The sequence below is a fragment of the Pantoea sp. C2G6 genome (assembly GCF_051336815.1).
Taxonomy (GTDB): Bacteria; Pseudomonadota; Gammaproteobacteria; order Enterobacterales; family Enterobacteriaceae; genus Pantoea.
Window position 1 is genome coordinate 451,153 of record NZ_JBGMNJ010000002.1, and the last position, 18,175, is coordinate 469,327.

At 58.2% G+C, this 18,175-nt stretch carries 20 protein-coding genes; 7 read left to right on the forward strand and 13 right to left on the reverse strand.

Annotated features, from left to right (window positions below; translation table 11 throughout):
* Positions 1 to 64 precede the first annotated feature (64 nt).
* Positions 65 to 1,363 carry an NCS2 family permease gene (locus ACCW71_RS05465; protein ID WP_436370174.1) on the forward strand — a complete coding sequence of 433 codons (1,299 nt, stop codon included), beginning with the start codon at positions 65 to 67 and terminating at the stop codon, positions 1,361 to 1,363.
* A 1,327-nt stretch (positions 1,364 to 2,690) separates the two neighbouring features.
* On the opposite strand, the gene mltC is transcribed toward ACCW71_RS05465, so the two are convergent.
* Genes mltC through mutY form a run of 3 tightly spaced genes read right to left on the reverse strand, consistent with a single transcriptional unit; the run spans position 2,691 to position 5,182 of the window.
* Positions 2,691 to 3,770, reverse strand: coding sequence for a membrane-bound lytic murein transglycosylase MltC (gene mltC / locus ACCW71_RS05470; RefSeq protein WP_436370065.1), 1,080 nt, complete (start codon positions 3,768 to 3,770; stop codon positions 2,691 to 2,693).
* 54 nt (positions 3,771 to 3,824) lie between these two features.
* Positions 3,825 to 4,097, reverse strand: a complete 273-nt coding sequence (locus ACCW71_RS05475) for an oxidative damage protection protein (RefSeq protein WP_128086611.1) — start codon at positions 4,095 to 4,097, stop codon at positions 3,825 to 3,827.
* The gene (gene mutY, locus ACCW71_RS05480) at positions 4,097 to 5,182 is read right to left on the reverse strand and encodes an A/G-specific adenine glycosylase (protein ID WP_436370066.1); all 1,086 of its coding nucleotides are present in this window, start codon (positions 5,180 to 5,182) and stop codon (positions 4,097 to 4,099) included. The genes ACCW71_RS05475 and mutY overlap by 1 nt, the downstream gene beginning before the upstream one ends.
* A gap of 154 nt (positions 5,183 to 5,336) precedes the next feature.
* Here mutY and trmB point away from each other — a divergent pair, with 154 nt between their 5' ends.
* The 3 genes from trmB (at position 5,337) to ACCW71_RS05495 (ending at position 7,194) form a co-directional block, all read left to right on the forward strand.
* Positions 5,337 to 6,056, forward strand: a complete 720-nt coding sequence (gene trmB, locus ACCW71_RS05485) for a tRNA (guanosine(46)-N7)-methyltransferase TrmB (RefSeq protein ID WP_436370067.1) — start codon at positions 5,337 to 5,339, stop codon at positions 6,054 to 6,056.
* A complete protein-coding gene (locus ACCW71_RS05490) occupies positions 6,056 to 6,382 on the forward strand; it encodes a YggL family protein (protein WP_436370068.1) in 327 nt (108 codons plus the stop codon). Before trmB ends, ACCW71_RS05490 begins: the two co-directional genes overlap by 1 nt.
* A gap of 95 nt (positions 6,383 to 6,477) precedes the next feature.
* Positions 6,478 to 7,194: a DUF2884 domain-containing protein gene (locus ACCW71_RS05495; RefSeq protein WP_436370069.1), complete on the forward strand. Its 717-nt coding sequence runs from the start codon at positions 6,478 to 6,480 to the stop codon at positions 7,192 to 7,194.
* Between the two features lie 37 nt (positions 7,195 to 7,231).
* Here ACCW71_RS05495 and hemW read toward each other — a convergent pair whose 3' ends face one another.
* Genes hemW through ACCW71_RS05515 form a run of 4 tightly spaced genes read right to left on the reverse strand, consistent with a single transcriptional unit; the run spans position 7,232 to position 10,253 of the window.
* Complete coding sequence (gene hemW / locus ACCW71_RS05500; RefSeq protein WP_436370070.1) at positions 7,232 to 8,371, reverse strand: radical SAM family heme chaperone HemW; 1,140 nt, start codon at positions 8,369 to 8,371, stop codon at positions 7,232 to 7,234.
* A complete protein-coding gene (locus ACCW71_RS05505) occupies positions 8,364 to 8,957 on the reverse strand; it encodes an XTP/dITP diphosphatase (protein ID WP_436370071.1) in 594 nt (197 codons plus the stop codon). Before ACCW71_RS05505 ends, hemW begins: the two co-directional genes overlap by 8 nt.
* Before the next feature lie 21 nt (positions 8,958 to 8,978).
* Positions 8,979 to 9,533 carry a YggT family protein gene (locus ACCW71_RS05510; RefSeq protein ID WP_436370072.1) on the reverse strand — a complete coding sequence of 185 codons (555 nt, stop codon included), beginning with the start codon at positions 9,531 to 9,533 and terminating at the stop codon, positions 8,979 to 8,981.
* 12 nt (positions 9,534 to 9,545) lie between these two features.
* Positions 9,546 to 10,253, reverse strand: coding sequence for a YggS family pyridoxal phosphate-dependent enzyme (locus ACCW71_RS05515; RefSeq protein WP_436370073.1), 708 nt, complete (start codon positions 10,251 to 10,253; stop codon positions 9,546 to 9,548).
* A gap of 14 nt (positions 10,254 to 10,267) precedes the next feature.
* Between ACCW71_RS05515 and ACCW71_RS05520 the strand changes: the two genes are divergently transcribed.
* Entirely contained in the window at positions 10,268 to 11,263 is a 996-nt protein-coding gene (locus ACCW71_RS05520; protein WP_436370074.1) for a type IV pilus twitching motility protein PilT, read from the forward strand.
* Here ACCW71_RS05520 and ruvX read toward each other — a convergent pair.
* From ruvX to ACCW71_RS05550, 6 genes are all read right to left on the reverse strand, one after another.
* Positions 11,257 to 11,676 carry a Holliday junction resolvase RuvX gene (gene ruvX / locus ACCW71_RS05525; RefSeq protein WP_427104305.1) on the reverse strand — a complete coding sequence of 140 codons (420 nt, stop codon included), beginning with the start codon at positions 11,674 to 11,676 and terminating at the stop codon, positions 11,257 to 11,259. The two genes, ACCW71_RS05520 and ruvX, sit on opposite strands and share 7 nt — an antisense overlap.
* Complete coding sequence (locus ACCW71_RS05530; RefSeq protein ID WP_436370075.1) at positions 11,676 to 12,239, reverse strand: YqgE/AlgH family protein; 564 nt, start codon at positions 12,237 to 12,239, stop codon at positions 11,676 to 11,678. The genes ruvX and ACCW71_RS05530 overlap by 1 nt, the downstream gene beginning before the upstream one ends.
* A gap of 87 nt (positions 12,240 to 12,326) precedes the next feature.
* Complete coding sequence (gshB, locus tag ACCW71_RS05535; protein WP_436370076.1) at positions 12,327 to 13,271, reverse strand: glutathione synthase; 945 nt, start codon at positions 13,269 to 13,271, stop codon at positions 12,327 to 12,329.
* A gap of 107 nt (positions 13,272 to 13,378) precedes the next feature.
* Positions 13,379 to 14,110: a 16S rRNA (uracil(1498)-N(3))-methyltransferase gene (rsmE, locus tag ACCW71_RS05540; protein ID WP_436370077.1), complete on the reverse strand. Its 732-nt coding sequence runs from the start codon at positions 14,108 to 14,110 to the stop codon at positions 13,379 to 13,381.
* Between the two features lie 74 nt (positions 14,111 to 14,184).
* Positions 14,185 to 14,889: a deoxyribonuclease I gene (gene endA, locus ACCW71_RS05545; RefSeq protein ID WP_436370078.1), complete on the reverse strand. Its 705-nt coding sequence runs from the start codon at positions 14,887 to 14,889 to the stop codon at positions 14,185 to 14,187.
* A 76-nt stretch (positions 14,890 to 14,965) separates the two neighbouring features.
* Positions 14,966 to 15,478, reverse strand: a complete 513-nt coding sequence (locus tag ACCW71_RS05550) for a SprT family zinc-dependent metalloprotease (protein WP_436370079.1) — start codon at positions 15,476 to 15,478, stop codon at positions 14,966 to 14,968.
* A gap of 246 nt (positions 15,479 to 15,724) precedes the next feature.
* Here ACCW71_RS05550 and ACCW71_RS05555 point away from each other — a divergent pair, with 246 nt between their 5' ends.
* Both ACCW71_RS05555 and ACCW71_RS05560 read left to right on the forward strand, forming a co-directional pair.
* On the forward strand, positions 15,725 to 16,873 hold the full coding sequence (locus tag ACCW71_RS05555; RefSeq protein WP_436370080.1) for a glycosyltransferase: 1,149 nt from the start codon (positions 15,725 to 15,727) through the stop codon (positions 16,871 to 16,873).
* A gap of 25 nt (positions 16,874 to 16,898) precedes the next feature.
* Positions 16,899 to 18,134, forward strand: coding sequence for an O-antigen ligase family protein (locus ACCW71_RS05560; protein ID WP_436370081.1), 1,236 nt, complete (start codon positions 16,899 to 16,901; stop codon positions 18,132 to 18,134).
* Positions 18,135 to 18,175 lie beyond the last annotated feature (41 nt).

Consider the following 18,175-nt stretch of genomic DNA (forward strand, 5'->3'; position numbering starts at 1 on the left):
TCAGCATGCAAACCCCTTTGGCAAGCGAGACGCACCGCGGTGCGCGCTCCTGTATCGAGAGATGATGATGTTAGAAAAATTATTCAAACTCAAAGCACACAACACCACGGTTCGTACCGAGATTATCGCCGGGATCACCACCTTCCTGGCGATGGCTTACATTCTGTTTGTCAATCCCAGCATCCTGGGCGCCACCGGCATGGACAAAGGCGCGGTGTTTGTCGCGACCTGTCTGGCGGCGGCGATTGGCTGCGTGCTGATGGGCCTGATTGCTAACTACCCGATCGCCCTGGCGCCGGGTATGGGTCTGAACGCCTTTTTCACCTATACCGTGGTGCTGCACATGGGCTACACCTGGCAGATTGCGCTGGGCGCGGTGTTTCTTTCGGCGGTGATCTTCTTTGCGCTGTCGATCTTTAAAATCCGCGAGTGGATTATCGCCAGTATTCCGCTGCCGCTGCGCGCCGGGATCGGTGCCGGTATTGGGCTGTTTCTGGCGCTGATTGCGCTGGAAGGGGCGGGCATCGTAGTGGATAACCCGGCGACGCTGGTGGGCATTGGCGATTTGACTAAGCCGGGCCCGCTGCTGGCGATGCTGGGTTTTATCGTGATTGTGGTGCTGGAAGCGCGTCGCGTGACCGGCGCAGTGCTGATTGGCATTCTGCTGGTGACCTTTATTTCGATGGGCATTGGCCTGTCGCCGTTTGCCGGTGTTTTTTCGGCACCGCCGTCGATTGCTCCGACCCTGATGCAGCTCGATATTGCTGGCGCGTTTAACGTCGGCCTGGTGAGCGTGATTTTCGCCTTTCTGTTTGTCGATGTGTTCGATAACACCGGGACGCTGCTGGGCGTGACTAAGCGCGCTGGTCTGGCGGATGAGCAGGGCAACGTGCCGAAGATGGGCCGGGCGCTGATTGCCGACAGTGCGGCCGCGCTGTTTGGTTCGCTGCTGGGCACCTCAACCACCACCAGTTATGTGGAATCGGCGGCCGGCGTGAGTGCTGGTGGTCGCACCGGTCTGACGGCGATTGTGGTCGCGGTGCTGTTCCTGCTGGCGCTGTTTTTCTCGCCACTCGCCTCCAGCGTGCCGGTTTATGCCACTGCGCCTGCGCTGCTGTTTGTTGCGGTGCTGATGGCCTCAGGTCTGGCGGAGATTGACTGGAAAGATATTACCACCGCCGCGCCCGTGACCGTGACGGCACTGGCTATGCCGCTGACTTATTCGATCGCTAACGGCATCGCGTTTGGTTTTATTACCTGGACGCTGGTGAAGCTGCTGAGTGGCCGCACCAAAGAGGTGAATGCTGCGCTGGTGATTCTGTCGATTTTGTTTGTGATTAAGCTGGGATGGTTGAGTGCTTGATTTGAGTCTGGTGGCGGGCAGGGTGTAGCGCAGCGGTTTTGCAGCGGTTACACGCTGAGAAGGTTTCGCTTAGCAGCGGGCTGACATTGAGAAGGTTTCGCCCGCCAGGCGTGGGGGAGTTTCAGGCCGCCGGTGCAGGCGGTCGCGTCAAGGGGCGGACGCCCGCCCCTTAACAATCCCGGCGCCCGGCAGCCTGCGCGCCCCGCTTTGCGGGGTGCCTTCGTCACGCCCTGCGGCCACGGACCGGCCGGACGCGCCATCCCTGGCGCGGCCCGTCCTTTCGCCGACGTCCTGTCGGCTCATCCTTGCCTCCGGTTGTTCCTCAGCGCTTCGGATGCCTCCCCAACGGCCCCGCCTGTGATTTTTGTTTTCCTGGTGGTGCTACCGCGTTGCCTGGCATTAAGGGCGCAGGGCCGGTTAACTCGACAGGGGTTCGCTGTGCAGCGGTTACACGCTGAGAAGGTTTCGCTGTGCAGCGGGCTGACACTGAGTGGGTTTCGCCCGCCAGGCGTGGGGGAGTTTCAGGCCGCCGGTGCGGGCGGTCGCGTCAAGGGGCGGACGCCCGCCCCTTAACAATCCCGGCGCCCGGCAGCCTGCGCGCCCCGCTGTGCGGGGTACCTTCGTCACGCCCTGCGGCCACGGACCGGCCGGACGCGCCATCCCTGGCGCGGCCCGTCCTTTCGCCGACGTCCTGTCGGCTCATCCTTGCCTCCGGTTGTTCCTCAGCGCTACGGATGCCTCCCCAACGGCCCCGCCTGTGAGTTTTTTCTTCTTTGTTGTGCCACCGCGTTGCCTGTAAACCTGCAAAGCACATCTGCCAATGCTCTGATTAAAATAGATACAGCGATGAAGAACCTGGCAAAGAAAGAAAATCTAACAGCGGGAGGGGAGGCCGTCAGAAACGCTGAGCCGAAGCGGGATTTCAGGACGAGCGACAGGGATGTCGCGAAGAGGCGGGTCAGCGCCAGGGATGGCGCGTTCCGCCGGTCCGTCGGAAATCCCGAGGAGGCGAAGGAACCGCGAAGCGGCGTTGAAGCCGGCCGGAGCCGGGGGTCAAGGGGGCGCGGCGAATGGCGCCCCCTTGTTGGTCGCCCGCAGCGGCGAACCTGAAACTGCCGTATCCGCCAGGCGAACGAAACCCTCTCAGCGCCCGTTCGCTGCTGAACAAATCCAGCCCGTTCAACGCGTGAACAACCAGCCCCGTATCCGCCAGGCGAACGAAACCCTCTCAGAGCCCGTTCACCGCGTGAACAACCCAGCCCGTTCGCTGCCGAACCCATCCAGCCCACTCGCGCAGCGAACACCCCCCACCTTTAGCGCCTTACAATCAGAACCCGCGATAACTCCGCTGCGCGGTACTCACCTTATACAGATAACGCCGCGACTCCGCCGACGGATGCTGACTGGTCAGGATCTGATAAACCCGGTTTGGCGGCATGTTGTTAATCATGGCAAACGCCCGATCCTTATCGCTGGAGAAAACGCGAAGCACGCTGCCAGCCCCGCCATTGTAGGCGGTAATCACCGCGTAGCGGCGTGACAGCGGATCCTGAATGCCGCCCAGATAGCTGCGCTGCAACAGCGACAGATAAGCCGTACCGGCATCGATATTATTCTCAGGATCCAGCAGATAGCTGCGGCTCGGCTTGCCCCATTTCCCCTTCATGCGGAACACGTCAACACCAGCGGTATGCTGCACCACCTGCATCAGACCCAGCGCATCAGCATGGCTGACGGCGTAGGGGTTAAAGCTCGACTCGGTCTGCATGATCGCCAGGATCAGTGAGGCGTCCACTCCATACTGCTCGGCGGCTTTACGCACCATCGGCAGATATTTGTGAGCACGCTTATCCAGGTGGTTCGGCACCATCGGAATGGAAATGGTGTAAATCACATGCAGGCCGGAGGTGCGGCGCTGCAATTTATGCTGAATCAGATAGTCGGCAAAGGCTTCGGCGCGCCCCTGCCAGCGGATCGGCTGACCGGTATTATCCAGCACCTGGCCATAGAGCAGCGGCTCTTTACTGATCACAATATCGTTGGCGTCAGAATAGAGATCGACATTACCCGGATCTTCACCAATCAGCAGGGTGGTGACAATCGCCTGACGCAGGCTGGCCATCGGATCGGTGCCGGAAATCGTCTCAATGGTCAGCTTACCGCTTTCGAAGTTGATGTGGCTGCGGGTGTAATAGTTGTCGCTGTATTTAACGTAATCTTTGGGTCCGGCAATCAGGACCTCGTTGATACCCCAGATATTCTCAATATTATGAGCAAACTGCCCCATCAGAATATCAAAGCCATTGGTATCTTTTACCCACTCTTCATGAGACTGCTGATTCTTTGACCCGGAACAGGAAGCCAAAAGTGGTGCTATCACCAGCAGGGCGATTAATTTTTTATTCATTGGAAGTGCAAGCCTGACCTGGATAAAAGGCCCCAGCGATGAGGCCCTGAATGTTTATGCTTCTGGCGGTGTATAGCCTTCGATGTGAACGTCTTTACCTTCGAACAGGAAATTGATCATCTCCTTCTCCAGCACTTTACGATCTTCGGGATTCATCATGTTGAGCTTCTTCTCGTTGATCAACATGGTCTGTTTCGCCATCCACTTCTGCCAGGCTTCTTTAGAAATTTCGTTATAGATGCGCTTGCCCAGATCGCCTGGATAGAGCTGGAAATCCTGCCCTTCCGCGTCGCGTTGTAAAAAAGTACAAAAAATGGTGCGGCTCATTACTCTTCCTCATTAATCTCACAACTGTTCAAAGCCAGTTGCTGGGGATGGCGCAGCTCGTGTAACAGCCGCTCAACAGGTGCGGCTAATCCTACCGAGGGTGGCAGCGCTAAGTTATACCAGAGACCGCCTGCTTCATCCATCGCCGCCCCGACAAGAGGCCACGCCAGCCACATCGGAACAATATCGAGATGGAAATGGCTGAAGGTGTGACGAAACGCGGTGAGCTGCTGCGGTTTAGCATGGATTCCGCGCGCGGCCAGCCAGTCGGTCAGCGCCGCTTCGCTGCTGAACTGCGGGAAGCAGAACAGACCGCCCCACAAGCCCACTGGTGGTCGCTGCTCCAGCCAGACATCGTCGCCATCCTGCATCATCAGGAACCAGCCGCTGCGCTCAGGCAGCACCTGCTTCGGCTTTTTGCCGGGATAGCTGGCCCAGCTGCCGCTGGCATAGGCTTCGCAGCCGCTGTTCAGCGGGCAGATTTCGCACTTCGGCTTAGAGCGGGTGCAGACGAGCGCGCCGAGATCCATCATCGCCTGATTAAACTGGCTGACGCCCTCGGCGGGCGTGACTTCTTCACTGATCTGCCAGAGACGCTTTTCGACCTCTTTCTTGCCCGGCCAGCCGCTGACGGCGTAGCAGCGGGCCAGCACCCGTTTAACGTTGCCATCGAGGATCGGAAAGTGCTGCCCCAGCGACAGCGACAGAATTGCGCCCGCTGTGGAGCGTCCGACGCCGGGCAGGGCGGCGACATCGTCGAAATTCTGCGGAAACGCGCCCTGATGAACCTCAACCACCTGCTTCGCGGCTTTATGCAGATTACGCGCCCGGGCGTAATAGCCGAGGCCGGTCCACAGATGCAGCACTTCATCCAGCGGAGCCGCCGCGAGATCGGCCACCGTTGGAAAGCGCGCCATAAAGCGTTCAAAGTAGGGGATCACCGTGGCGACCTGGGTCTGTTGTAGCATCACTTCAGAGAGCCACACCTTGTAAGGCGTTTTCTCCAGCTGCCACGGCAGGGTTTTGCGGCCAAAGCGCTGATACCAGTCCAGCACCTGTTGCGCGAACTGCGGCGCTTGCATCATAAGAAGGAAATTTTCCGTGTTTACTCTACACTCAGGCAGGAATTCCAGCACATGCGCACCTGGGTGTAAACCGGAAGATTGCAAAGGCTTGCTTCTGCTTATGAACTTTGCATAATGCCCGTTTCCCGGAACAGGCTAACCAGCAGGCTTTTACATGATTAATGACGTCATCACCCCAGAATTTGATGAGAACGGGCGGCCATTGCGCCGGATCCGCAGTTTTGTGCGCCGCCAGGGTCGCCTGACCAAAGGTCAGCAGCAGGCGCTGGATACCCTGTGGCCGGTTATGGGCGTGGAATATCAGCCCGAGTCGATCGATCTGCCTGAGCTGTTTGGCCGTGACGCGCCGGTGACGCTGGAGATTGGCTTTGGCATGGGCGCCTCGCTGGTGACCATGGCGCAGAACACCCCGCATCAGAACTTCCTCGGCATTGAAGTGCACGCGCCGGGCGTAGGCGCTTGCCTGGCCGCCGCTAAAGAGGCGGAGGTCCAGAACCTGCGGGTGATGTGTCATGACGCCGTAGAAGTGCTGGAGAAGATGATCCCGGATAACTCGCTGCGTATGGTCCAGCTCTTCTTCCCCGATCCGTGGCACAAAGCGCGTCACAATAAACGTCGTATCGTGCAGGTGCCTTTCGCCGAGCTGGTGATGCGCAAGCTGAAGCTGGGCGGCGTTTTCCACATGGCGACCGACTGGGAAGCCTACGCGGAGCATATGCTTGAAGTGATGAACAGCATTGATGGCTACCGTAATCTCTCGGAGCAACAGAATTATGTGCCACGTCCTGAGACGCGGCCACTGACCAAGTTTGAGCAGCGCGGGCAGCGTTTAGGCCACGGCGTATGGGATTTAATGTTTGAGAGGGTGAAATAATGGCCACACAACGCAGCCGCCGTTTACGTAAAAAACTGCACATTGATGAGTTTCAGGAACTGGGCTTCTCCGTCGCCTGGCGCTTCCCGGAAGGCACCAGCGAAAACGAGATTGATGAGACGCTGAACCAGTTCATCAATGAAGCGATCGATCCTAATGGCCTGGCCTTTGATGGCAGCGGTTATCTGGTGTGGGAAGGACTGATCTGCCTGCAAAAAACCGGCAAGTGCACCGATGAGCATCGCGAGCTGGTGCGCAAATGGCTGGAAGACCGTAAGGTGCAGGAAGTGCAGGTGACTGAACTCTTTGACGTCTGGTGGGACTAATAACCTGTCCCCTGCGGGACAGGTTTTACCTCACACAGCGTCGGGCTGACGCCCGCTCTTCAGGAACGGTTCCACTCAGAGGTTAGGGAGATTATATGATGCGTAAAGCGCTTCTTGCGCTGCTGCTGGTGGCAGCGAGCCAGGCTCAGGCAGCCTATGAATGCAGCGTTAAGCCGCAGGATGATGTGGTGATCAAGCCGCAAAGCGTGCAGGTAGTTGGCGCCAACGGTAATCTTGAGATCTCGCCACAGGGCGACGTGCAGTTCAACGGCCAGAAGATCACGGTCAACACAGCCGAACGTCAGCAGGCGATCGACTACCAGAACGCGCTGCGTCGCGATCTGCCGTGGATCGACAGCGGCGCAACCTCCCGTCTGGAGAAAGGGCGTGCGGCGCTGGATCGCGTCATCGTTGAGAAACTGGGCAGCGACAGCAACGTACGTAATCGCCTGACCACCCTGAATGGTCAACTGAAACAGCAGATGAACCGCATCATTGAGCACCGTGACGACGGGCTGACTTTCCACCATCAGGCGATTGACCAGGTGCGCGCCGAAGGGGAAAGGCTGGTGCAGTCGACGCTGGGCGGCGTGATGCAGGATAGCCTGAATGAAATGGGCAGCAAGCAGGCCAGCAGCAGCGGCAATCCGTTGCAGGCGATTATGGGCAATCTGGGCGGTCTGCAACAGTCGATTCAGGCGGAGTGGAGCAAGCAGGAGCAGGATTTCCAGAACTTCGGCCATGAAGTCTGTAATCGCGTGGTGTCGCTGGAGAATCAGCGCAAACAACTGACCGGTGCACTGAAAAAATAACTACCACGCCTCAGCCTGCCGGGCTGAGGCGCTTTTCTTACTCTTCCGCTAAAAACAACTCCAGCAGCGAATTCAGGAACAGCTTTCCTTTCTCAGTAATCTGCCACAGCTCCGCAGTTTCCGTCACATAACCGGCGGCAATCGCGGCATCCATCTGTGGGCGGATCACCTGCTCTGACAAACCGGTGTAGCGGCTGAACTCGCTGCGCGGCGCCGCTTCAAGCAGACGAAAGCGGTTCATAAAATATTCAAACGGCTTGTCACTCGCCGCGACCTCATACTGCTTCTCGCGGTAGTTGCCCTGCATAAAGCCGCGCGGATGACGAGTTTTCACCGTGCGGATAATGCGGCCATCAGGCTGGGTCAGCTTACCGTGCGCACCGCAGCCAATCCCCAGGTAGTCACCGAAGCGCCAGTAGTTGAGGTTGTGTTCACAGCGATAACCGGGCTTCGCATAGGCGGAGGTTTCATACTGCTCGTAACCAGCGGCGCGCAGCAGCTGATCGCCCTGTTCGAAAATATCCCACAGTGCATCATCATCCGGCAGCACCGGCGGCCGTGAACCAAACAGGGTGTTGGGTTCAATGGTGAGCTGATACCAGGAGAGATGCGGCGGATTAAGCGCAATCGCCTGGCGCAGATCGTCGAGCGCCTCCTCCAGCGACTGATCGGGCAGGCCATGCATCAGGTCGAGGTTAAAGCTGCGCAGCGACAGCGACTGCGCCAGTTCAGCGGCGCGGATCGCCTCTTCCGGGCCATGAATGCGGCCAAGACGTTGCAGCTTCTGCGGACTGAAGCTCTGCACACCAATGGAAATACGGTTGATCCCGGCACGCTGATAGGCGCTGAAGCGGTCAGCTTCCACTGTCCCCGGATTCGCTTCCATCGTCACTTCCGCATCTTCCGCGAGCGTCAGGCGCGCCCGCACGCCATCCATCAGCATCTGCATTGCGCTACTGCTCAGCAGGCTGGGCGTACCGCCACCGATGAAGATAGTACGCACTTCCCGGCCATTGATCAGCGGTAAATCGATCTCCAGGTCGCGCAGCAGGTGCTGCACATATTCAACGTGCGGCACCTCATCTTTCAGCGCGTGGGAGTTGAAATCACAGTAGGGGCACTTCTGGACGCACCACGGAATGTGAATGTAGAGACTTAACGGCGGCAGATTAGGCATTACGCATCGCTTCCAGCAGCAGCGTCAATGCTTTACCCCGGTGTGAAACGGCACCTTTTTCCGCTTTGCTCAACTCGGCCGCGGTTTTACCCAGCGCCGGGACAAAGAAAATCGGGTCGTAACCAAAGCCACCTGCTCCGGCGGCGGCGCGGGTGATCTCCCCCTGCCAGCTGCCGTGGAACACCAGCGGCGTAGGATCTTCCGCATGACGCAGATAGACCAGCACACAGTGAAACTGCGCCTGACGCTCTCCGTCCGGCACGGTTTCCAGCGCCTGCAACAGCTTCTCCAGATTCTGTTGATCGCTGGCCCCTTCACCGGCGTAGCGCGCCGAGTAGATGCCAGGCGCGCCGCCCAGCGCGTCGACCGCCAGACCAGAGTCGTCGGCGATGGCTGGCAGCCCGGTTATCTGCGCCGCGTGACGCGCTTTGAGAATCGCGTTCTCAATAAAGGTCAGGCCGGTCTCTTCCGCCGATTCGACGCCAAGATCGGTCTGCGCGACGATGTCCAGACCAAAGGCGGAGAGCAGCTCCGCCAGTTCACGCACTTTGCCGGGATTACCGGTGGCGAGCACAACTTTTTGCATAACAGTTCCAGTTTGATTCATTTACAGCAGATACCAGAGACCCGGGAACAGGTCCATGCCGAGAAAGTTCAGGGCATACAGCACCAGGATGACGATCATCGCGGAGAAATCGATGCCGCCCATGGCAGGCAGAATACGGCGGATCGGGGCCATCATCGGTTCGGTTAACTGCACCAGCAGATAGTCGACCGGGCCACGACCCTGGCTGATCCAGCTCATCAGCGAGCGGATAATGATCACCCAGAAGACCAGATAACCCGCCGATTTAATCAGCGACAGCAGGCCAACCAGCAGGTTGGTGGGATCGACCGAGAAAGCACCTACCTGAATCAGCAGTAAAATCGGGTATTTCAGCGTGGTCAGCACAAACGCCAGCAGCAGCGAGGCGGTGTCAATCGGACCCAGCGCCGGTAGCACGCGGCGCAGTGGCTTAACAACCGGCTGCGTCACTTTCACCACAAACTGCGCCACCGGATTGTAGAAATCGCAGCGGGACCACTGCATCCAGATGCGTAGCAGCAGCACCATGACGTAGAGATCGATCAGCGTTTTTACTAAAAACGTCAGTGTTAACATGAAGTTCCTCTATTATTGTTGTGGGTTGTGCGCATAATCTCGTGCGCCAAATATGGCGGTGCCGATACGCACCATCGTACTGCCTGCGGCGATAGCCGCCTCCATGTCATCGCTCATTCCCAGCGAGAGCGTATCAATGCCAGCATACTGCTGTTGCAGCAGCCGGAAGGCCTCAGCCATCTGCTGACACACCGCCAGCTGCCGCTGATAATCCTGCTCCGCCGCCGGGATCGCCATTAATCCGCGCAGACGCAGCTGCGGCAGAGCCGCGATCTGCTCAGCCAGCCCGGAAACCGCATCCAGCATGATGCCAGATTTGCTGTTCTCGTCACTGATATTTACCTGAATTAACACATTCAGCGGCGGCAGCGTCGCCGGCCGCTGATCGTTGAGCCGCTGGGCGATGCGCTGGCGGTCAATGGTGTGGCACCAGGCAAAGTTCTCCGCCACCAGACGGCTTTTGTTGGACTGCAACGGGCCGATGAAGTGCCACTCCAGCTGAGGATGTGTAGCCAGAGCCTGGACCTTTTCAACCCCCTCCTGAACGTAATTTTCACCAAAGGCGATCTGCCCGGCGGCCGCCGCTTCTTCGACCGCGCTCGCAGGTTTAGTTTTGCTGACTGCAAGCAGGGTAATTTCTTCTGGGGCGCGGCCGCAACGCGCGGCGGCGGCGGCGATTCGCTGCCGCACTTGCTGTAGGTTGTGCTGGATTGAAGTCATAGTCAGGAGAAATCATGAATCTGGATGAAATGGTGGGCCTTAGTGTAAAGCATAATGCCGCCGATCTGCACCTTTGCAGCGGACATTTGCCTTACTGGCGGCGGCAGGGCAGGCTGGAGGCGATCCCGCACCTGACGCCGCTCTCATCCGGCTGGATGGCGCAGTTTGTCGCCCAATGGCTCGACGACCCCCAGCGTCAGCAACTGCAACGCGAAGGGCAGCTCGATTTCGCCCTGAGCCTGGAGAGTGGTCAGCGGCTGCGCGCCAGTCTGTTTATGCAGCGTAACGGCCTGTCGCTGGCGCTGCGCCTCATCGCCAGCGCGTGCCCGACGCTGGAGAGCCTGCAACTGCCCGCCATTGTCCCGGCGCTGCTGGAGCAGCAGGATGGGCTGATCCTGGTGACGGGGGCCACCGGCAGCGGCAAATCCACCACGCTGGCGGCGCTGGTCGATGCCCTGAACCGCCAGCAGGCGCGCCATATCATCACCCTGGAAGATCCAATTGAGTTTATCCATCACAGCCAGCGTTCCCTGATCCAGCAGCGTGAAATCGGCCTGCACTGCGGGTCGTTCTCACTGGGAATCAAAGCGGCGCTGCGGGAAGATCCCGATGTGATTCTGCTGGGCGAACTGCGCGACAGCGACACCATCCGTCAGGCGCTGACGGCGGCGGAGACCGGTCATCTGGTGCTGGCGACCCTGCACACCCGCGGCGCGGCGCAGGCGGTGGATCGACTGGTGGATGTCTTTCCGGCGGAGGAGAAGCATCTGGTGCGCACCCAGCTGGCGGGTAGCCTGAAAGCGGTGATTGCTCAGCGGCTGGTGCCTGCTGTGGATGGCGCGCGCATCGCACTGTTTGAGGTGCTGATCGCCACGCCGGGCATCGCCAACCTGATCAGAGAGGGCAAGATGCACCAGATCCCAGGGCTGTTACAGACCGGGGCGCAGGCCGGTATGCAGACCTTTGAGCAGAGCAGGCTGGCACGGCAGGCGGCCGGACTGATTCAGTAATGGTTTTCGAACCAGTCCTGCAAAATGATGGCGGCAGACTGGGAATCGACCGATCCTTTGTTGAGCGCGCGGTAGCCGCCGCGCTCAAACAGGCCAGCTCGCGCTTCAACCGTGCTGAGGCGCTCATCCTGCAACTCAACCCGGATGCCAAAGCGACCGTGCAGGCGATTAGCAAATTTACGCGCGCGCGCGGTTAACGGCTGCTCGGTGCCATCCATATTCAGCGGTAAACCGACCACCACGAAATCGGGTTGCCACTCTTTCAGCAGTTTTTCAATCAGCAGCCAGTCTGGGGTGCCATCCTGCGCTTTCAGGGCGGTAAGGGGACGGGCGCTACCGGTAAGTTGCTGACCCACGGCGACACCAATACTTTTGGTGCCGAAGTCGAATCCTAACAGGGTTTGTGTTGACATCAGGCGTGTCCGGCGTCGCTGGCCATATTGTGAATATCGACGCCAATACTGCGCGCCGCTTCGCGCCAGCGCTCTGAAATCGGCGTCTGGAACAGGATATTGCTGTTGGCTGGCGTGGTCAGCCAGGCATTTTCCATCAGCTCATTCTCCAGCTGATCTTTTTCCCAGGCGCAGTAGCCGAGCGCCACCAGCACATTACTGGGCTGCGACGCAGTACCAATCGACTCCAGCACATCACGGGAGGTGGTGATGATCGTGTTGTCTGAAATACGAATGCTGGAGGTAAAGGTGCGTTGAGCTGAGTGCAGAATAAAGCCGCGATCTTCCGCCAGCGGACCGCCGGTAAACACCGGTTTGTCCAGCTTGATTGCCGGATCGCGATTGTCAGCAGAGATTTTGAGTTTCTTCAGAATCCCCTCAACCGTCAGGTTTTCCATGGGTTTATTGATGATCAGTCCCATTGCTCCTTCTTCATTGTGTTCGCAGATGTAAACCACAGAACGCTTGAAGAAAGGATCCTGCAATGAAGGCATGGCAATCAAAAAGTGATGTTGTAAATTCATTCTCACAGGATGTACCAAAAAAATGACCGGCACGCGAAGACCGCACCGGTCTTGGGTTGATCACGGAGCCTCGCCCCGGCGTTATGCTCAGCCCAGGCGCTTCTCAATGGCATCCATCAACATGCCGGTGATGGAGATCGGGAACGCAGCCTCAATTTCACGAATGCAGGTTGGGCTGGTCACGTTAACTTCAGTCAGTTTATCACCGATGATGTCCAGACCGACAAAAATCAGTCCTTTTGCTTTCAGCGTCGGCCCCACGCGGCGGGCAATTTCCCAGTCGCTTTCACTCAGCGGACGCGCTTCACCGCGACCACCGGCCGCGAGGTTGCCGCGCGTTTCGCCGCCCTGCGGGATGCGTGCCAGGCAGTAAGGCACCGGTTCGCCATCCACGACCAGCACGCGCTTATCACCTTCGGAGATCGCCGCGATGTAGTTCTGCGCCATGCAGAAGCGACTGCCATGCTCGGTCAGGGTTTCGGTAATCACGCCAAAGTTAGCGTCATCTTTCTTCACGCGGAAAATAGAGGCGCCGCCCATGCCATCCAGCGGCTTCATGATCACATCGCCATGCTCCTGCCAGAAGGCGCGCAGCTGCTCTTTGCTGCGGGTCACCAGCGTGTCTGGCGTGAACTCAGCGAACCAGGCGGTGTAGAGCTTTTCGTTACAGTCGCGCAGGCTCTGCGGTTTGTTCACGATCAGCGTACCCAGCTCCTCTGCGCGCTCCAGAATGTAGGTCGCATAGATAAACTCGGTATCGAAAGGCGGATCTTTGCGCATCAGCACCACGTTCAGATCGGCCAGCGGGATCACCTGCTCAGTGCCAAACTGATACCAGTTGTCCGGGTTCTGCTCCACGCTCAGCAGCCGGGTGCGGGCAGAGGCCACGCCACCGCGCATCGAGAGATCGTGCATCTCCATGTAGTGAATTTCGTAACCACGGCGCTGTGCTTCCAGCAGCATAGCGAAGCTGGAGTCTTTTTTAATATTGATGGACGAAATCGGGTCCATCACGATGCCAAGTTTAATCATTATTATCTCCTCGGGGAGGCGGCGTTTACCGTCTCATCTGGTTCGGTCAGCAGCGGGCCGATGGGCCAGGATGCGATGTCTGCTCTGCTGCCCGCTGAAAGTATCGCTTAACCCAGGTCGCCAAACCTCACCTGAAGTGCCGTAATGGCCGTCAGGGCGGTGGTTTCGGTGCGTAAAACCCGTGGGCCAAGCAGAATGTCGGTAAAATCGTGCTGCGCCGTCATGGCAATCTCATCGGCGGACAATCCGCCTTCAGGACCAATCAGCAGCCGGACCCGCTCAACGGGCTGCGGCAGCGTATTGATACTCTGGCTGGCCCGTGGATGCAGATTGAGCTTCAGGCCGCTATCCGCTTCCGCACACCAGGCTTCCAGCGTCATCGCTTCGCGAATTTCCGGCACGCGATTACGGCCGCACTGCTCGCAGGCGGCAATGGCAATTTTCTGCCACTGTTGGATCTTCTTCGCCAGACGCTCAGCATCCAGCTTTACGCCACAGCGCTCGGAAAACAAGGGTGTAATGACATTCACGCCCAGTTCGATCGATTTCTGGATAGTGAATTCCATTTTTTCACCGCGCGACATCACCTGGCCCAGATGCAGAAAGAGCGGGGATTCGCGATCGTCCGGCTGGCTCGCTGTGACCGATACTTTTACACGCTTTTTATCAACATGCGTGATCTCTGCTGCAAAAGTCAGATTAGTGCCATCAAACAACTCCAGATGCTGACCTGCGGTCATCCGCAGCACCCGGCCCACATGATTGGATGCATCTTCATCCAGCGTAATTTCACTGCCAAGGCTTAATGGCCCGGCGTGATAGATGCGAGGTATGCGCATAAGATCCCTGAGGAGCAGACGCCGCGCTGAAAACCGCGACGTCGTTGGAAAACCGCTAGTTTAGGGCAGGGTTTTCAGCGCTGGCAAGCCTGGAGCACATAAGGGTTATGATTGCCCTGTACCCGCGCGATGCGCTGGTCGCGTTCGCACTCCCATTTTGTCACCGGATAGAGCTTATCCCAGGCGGTAAACAGCTGGGTTTGCTGGCGTGAAAGGCGCAGATGGTACTGGTCACGCATATAGAAGTAGGTGCGGGCAATGGCACCGCGGGCGCGGGCGGGCGGCTGCGCCTGTTTGAGTCTGAAGTCGATCTTCATATCACACTGGCCATACTGCTGCTCACTGCCGTTCCACTGGCTGTAGGCGAAGTTGCCGCGGTCACCATTCACTTCCCCCACCGCCGGTTGCAGGTTATGCAGATCGGTTTCGATGCGGCGGTAGTCAGGATCTTTGCTGCAATTTTTGCGGCCGCCCTCCTGCCAGCACTGGCGCTGATGACCAAACTCCCAGGCGGGCATCACATGTTCCCACTCAATACGTGAGGCGCGATTAGCGTTTTTACGCACCTGATAGCCACAGCTGTTGAGGTCGGGGATCCCCTTTTTTCCCTGCCACTGAATCTTACAGCCGCAGTAAAAGGAGCCCGGTGCATCGGCGTTGATCGCCGCCGCAAAGGCTTTGGCCTGCTGGAAGTTATTCTGGTGGTAATTATTCAGGTTCAGGGCGTTGGCGGCAGGCGTGAACAGCAGCACCAGCGCCAGACTCATTATGCGAGACATATTCCAGATTTCTACTCAGTGCGAAAAAGGGCGGCAGGTTAACAGAATGTCGGATAGGGCGGAATGGGAATCCTTCTCAGGAAGCGGCAAATTCACCCGCTGTCAGCAGGCTGCCGCAGTGAACGCAGCGATATTCACTCTCTTTGCGCAGCACGCGATTGTGGCGGCGCACCGTCAGCTGATGCTGCTGGCACTGACAGCGGTAAGCAAAGGTGCGGCTGCGCACAGAAGCGATCTCAAACTGATGGGTACGGCGGGCGGGCACCCCCAGCACCTGCTCCATCATCCACTGCCACTCTTTGCCGTGCGGCGCGACGCGACCAAACTGCTTCCACACCAGCAGATGCGCCAGCTCATGCGGCACTACTTCATCGATAAACGCCTGCTGATTTTCCAGCAGCAGCACCGGATTGATACGGATCTCCCAGGCGGCGAGCCAGGCGGTACCCGCCGCCGTACCGCGCTGCTGATAGAGCAGTTTCGGTTCAGGATAGTCGGTTTTCAGCGTCTGGTTCGCCCGTTCAAGTGACTGGCGCAGCGACCGCATGACGGCTTGTTGCAGGGCGATGGGGAGGCGAGGTGTTTTCATGCTGCTCAGAATAATCGCCACCGCGCCGGAACTCAATCTCGCCAGCGAAAACCACCCGCCATGCGATGCTGCTCTCAGGCGGCAGAGCCAGAGCGGGAGATTGATCAGGGGTAATAAGATCGGGCGCGGGAATGCTTATTATCCGCCGCTGAGCGGGGTGGCCACGCAGCCGGGGAAATTTTGGGGTTTAAATATTGTTATGGCCTTTTTTAGAATATTCTATTGTTAAAATTTATGGCGGGATGAATGGATGAAAAGCGAAAGGCACGGGGCACGGATAAAGCGATGAATGATAAGAACAGGATCAGGAAACAACGGATTGTGCTGGTAACGGATTTGATGGCGGGTCGCGGCGGGATGGAAAATGTGACCTGTCAGTTGATTACGGCTCTGAATGCGCAAGCCAACACCGAAGCGGGACTGTTTATCATCAACAGTGGTGAAGAGAGCCACTCCCGCGCCTGGACCGCCAACGCCGTGTTAGCCGAGAGTGTCTGTACCCTGCGCAATAAGAAAATAAAGAACCTGATACATACGCTGAGAATGGCGGCCTTTTTACGTCGGTATCAGCCCGATCATGTGCTGACCCTTAACACCATTCCCTGTCTGATGACGCGCCGGGCTATCACTCTTTCGCGCCGCAACATCGTGCTGTCGAGCTGGATGCACCTGCCACCGCGTGAACGCTATCGCCCCCACTATCTGCTGCGCGCCGACCACCATTTCGCTATCAGCAACCAGATTAAGCAGCAGCTGGTGGAGCTGGGCGCCCGCGCCGCCGACGTTGATGTGATCTATAACCCGATCAAACGTAACGACACGGTGATCGGCAGACCGCAGGCGCTGACGTTTCTCTATATCGGCCGCATCCATTTTAAGCGTCAGAAACAGCTTAAAGATCTGTTTGATGCGTTACAGCAGCTCGATGTGCCCTGGCGGCTGGAGGTAATAGGCGACGGGGAAGATCTGGCGCACTGCCAGCACTATGTGACGCAGCTTGGCATTCAGGATCGCATCACCTGGCATGGCTGGCAGGAGCACGCCTGGGATTATGTGGTCAGCCAGATTAAACAGGTGAGCTGTCTGGTGATGACCTCTAACTTTGAAGGCTTCCCGCTGATCCTGCTGGAGGCGATGTCGCGCGGCGTCTATTGCGTCTCATCGGACTGCATCAGCGGTCCGGCGGAGATTATTCAGAACGGGGTCAATGGTCAGCTCTATCCCACCCATGACACCATGGCGCTGGCGGCGATTCTCAACGCCATGGGTGCGGATTTCACCTTTCCCGATCATCAGGTGATTAAATCGAGCATCGCCGGTTTTTATGAGGAGAACTATATGAAGCACCTGATGGACGTCTTTAATCGCCTCTCTGAGGTTAAGCATGACGAATAGATCTGAACAGCGTGGATTAACGTTAATGGTCAATTTTTCAGTGCTGGCGCTCTGCCTGGCGCTGGCGCTGAATATGTTTGTGACCGGTTTGCCGCAGAAAATATTTTACGTGGTCTCTTATCTCTCGGTGGCGTCAGTGCTCTATGGCCTGGTGCGCAGAAGGGAAGATTTCCGGGGAAACGGCTTTTATCTCGCCCTGTTTGCGGCGCTGATCATCTTCGCCCTGATCCGCCTCGCCTGGGCTGTCCACGTTAAGGGGATTGAGACCGCCCCCTCAACCGATGCCATCACCAACATCAGTAACTATCTGCTCGGGGCGAAGCGGCTGCTGCTGGGGGCCTTTGTGCTGCTCAGCCTGGCGGTTTATGGCCATCGCGTCTCGTTAACCACGCTGCGCGCGGGCAGGGTGCTTCTCCTGCTGGGGCTGCTGATTACGCTGGGCTTTGGTATCCATGAGCATCTCTATACCGCCAATATCCGCATCAAGCTCACCACCGAAGCGGCCTCGATGTCCTCCTATATGATTCTGTTTATCTACTGCGCCTGGCTCTGGCTGAGCCGCTATGAGACGCACTCCTGGTGGAAGGTGGCCGATGTTGTCGTGCTGGCGGTGACTTTCGCGCTGCTCTACCTGTGCGCGACCCGCGTGACTCTTATCGCGCTGATCGCTGTGGGGCTGCTGTTCCTGTTGCAGACCTACCGGCTTTCCCTGCTCACCAACTGGCGTATTGGCACGCTGGCGCTGGGGGTGCTGGCGGTTCTGGTCCTGATGACCAGCAACCGCTGGCTGGAAGGGGTGCAGGACATTGAGAACTTTGGCACCAACAGCTCAACGTCGCTTGGCGCGCGTGTGGCGATCTGGGGCGGGGCGATGGACTTTATTGAGCATCACGGCGGTTTCGCCACCCCGGATGCGCGCACCACCGAGGCGCGCCAGTTCATCACCGCGCACTATCCTCACAACGTGGAAGGCTACACCAACGTTAAGTACAACATGCACAACGAGTTTCTGGAAGTGACCACGCTTCAGGGCTGGCTGGGTACGCTGTCGCTGGCGCTGCTCTATCTGGTGGCGCTGGCGGGCGGGATGAAGCGGTGCGACCTGCGTGGCGTGGCACTGCCGCTGCTGGCGCTGTTTATCGCCGGGCTGACCGATTCAGTGCTGCCCTATAATCAGACCGCCACCATTTTCATCATGGCGCTGGCGCTCTGCTGCTTACCGCGCTCGCTGCCGACGGCAGCGCTTACGTCAGAACGATAAACTACGGCACAAACAAAAACGGCGGGGTTTCCAGAGAAACC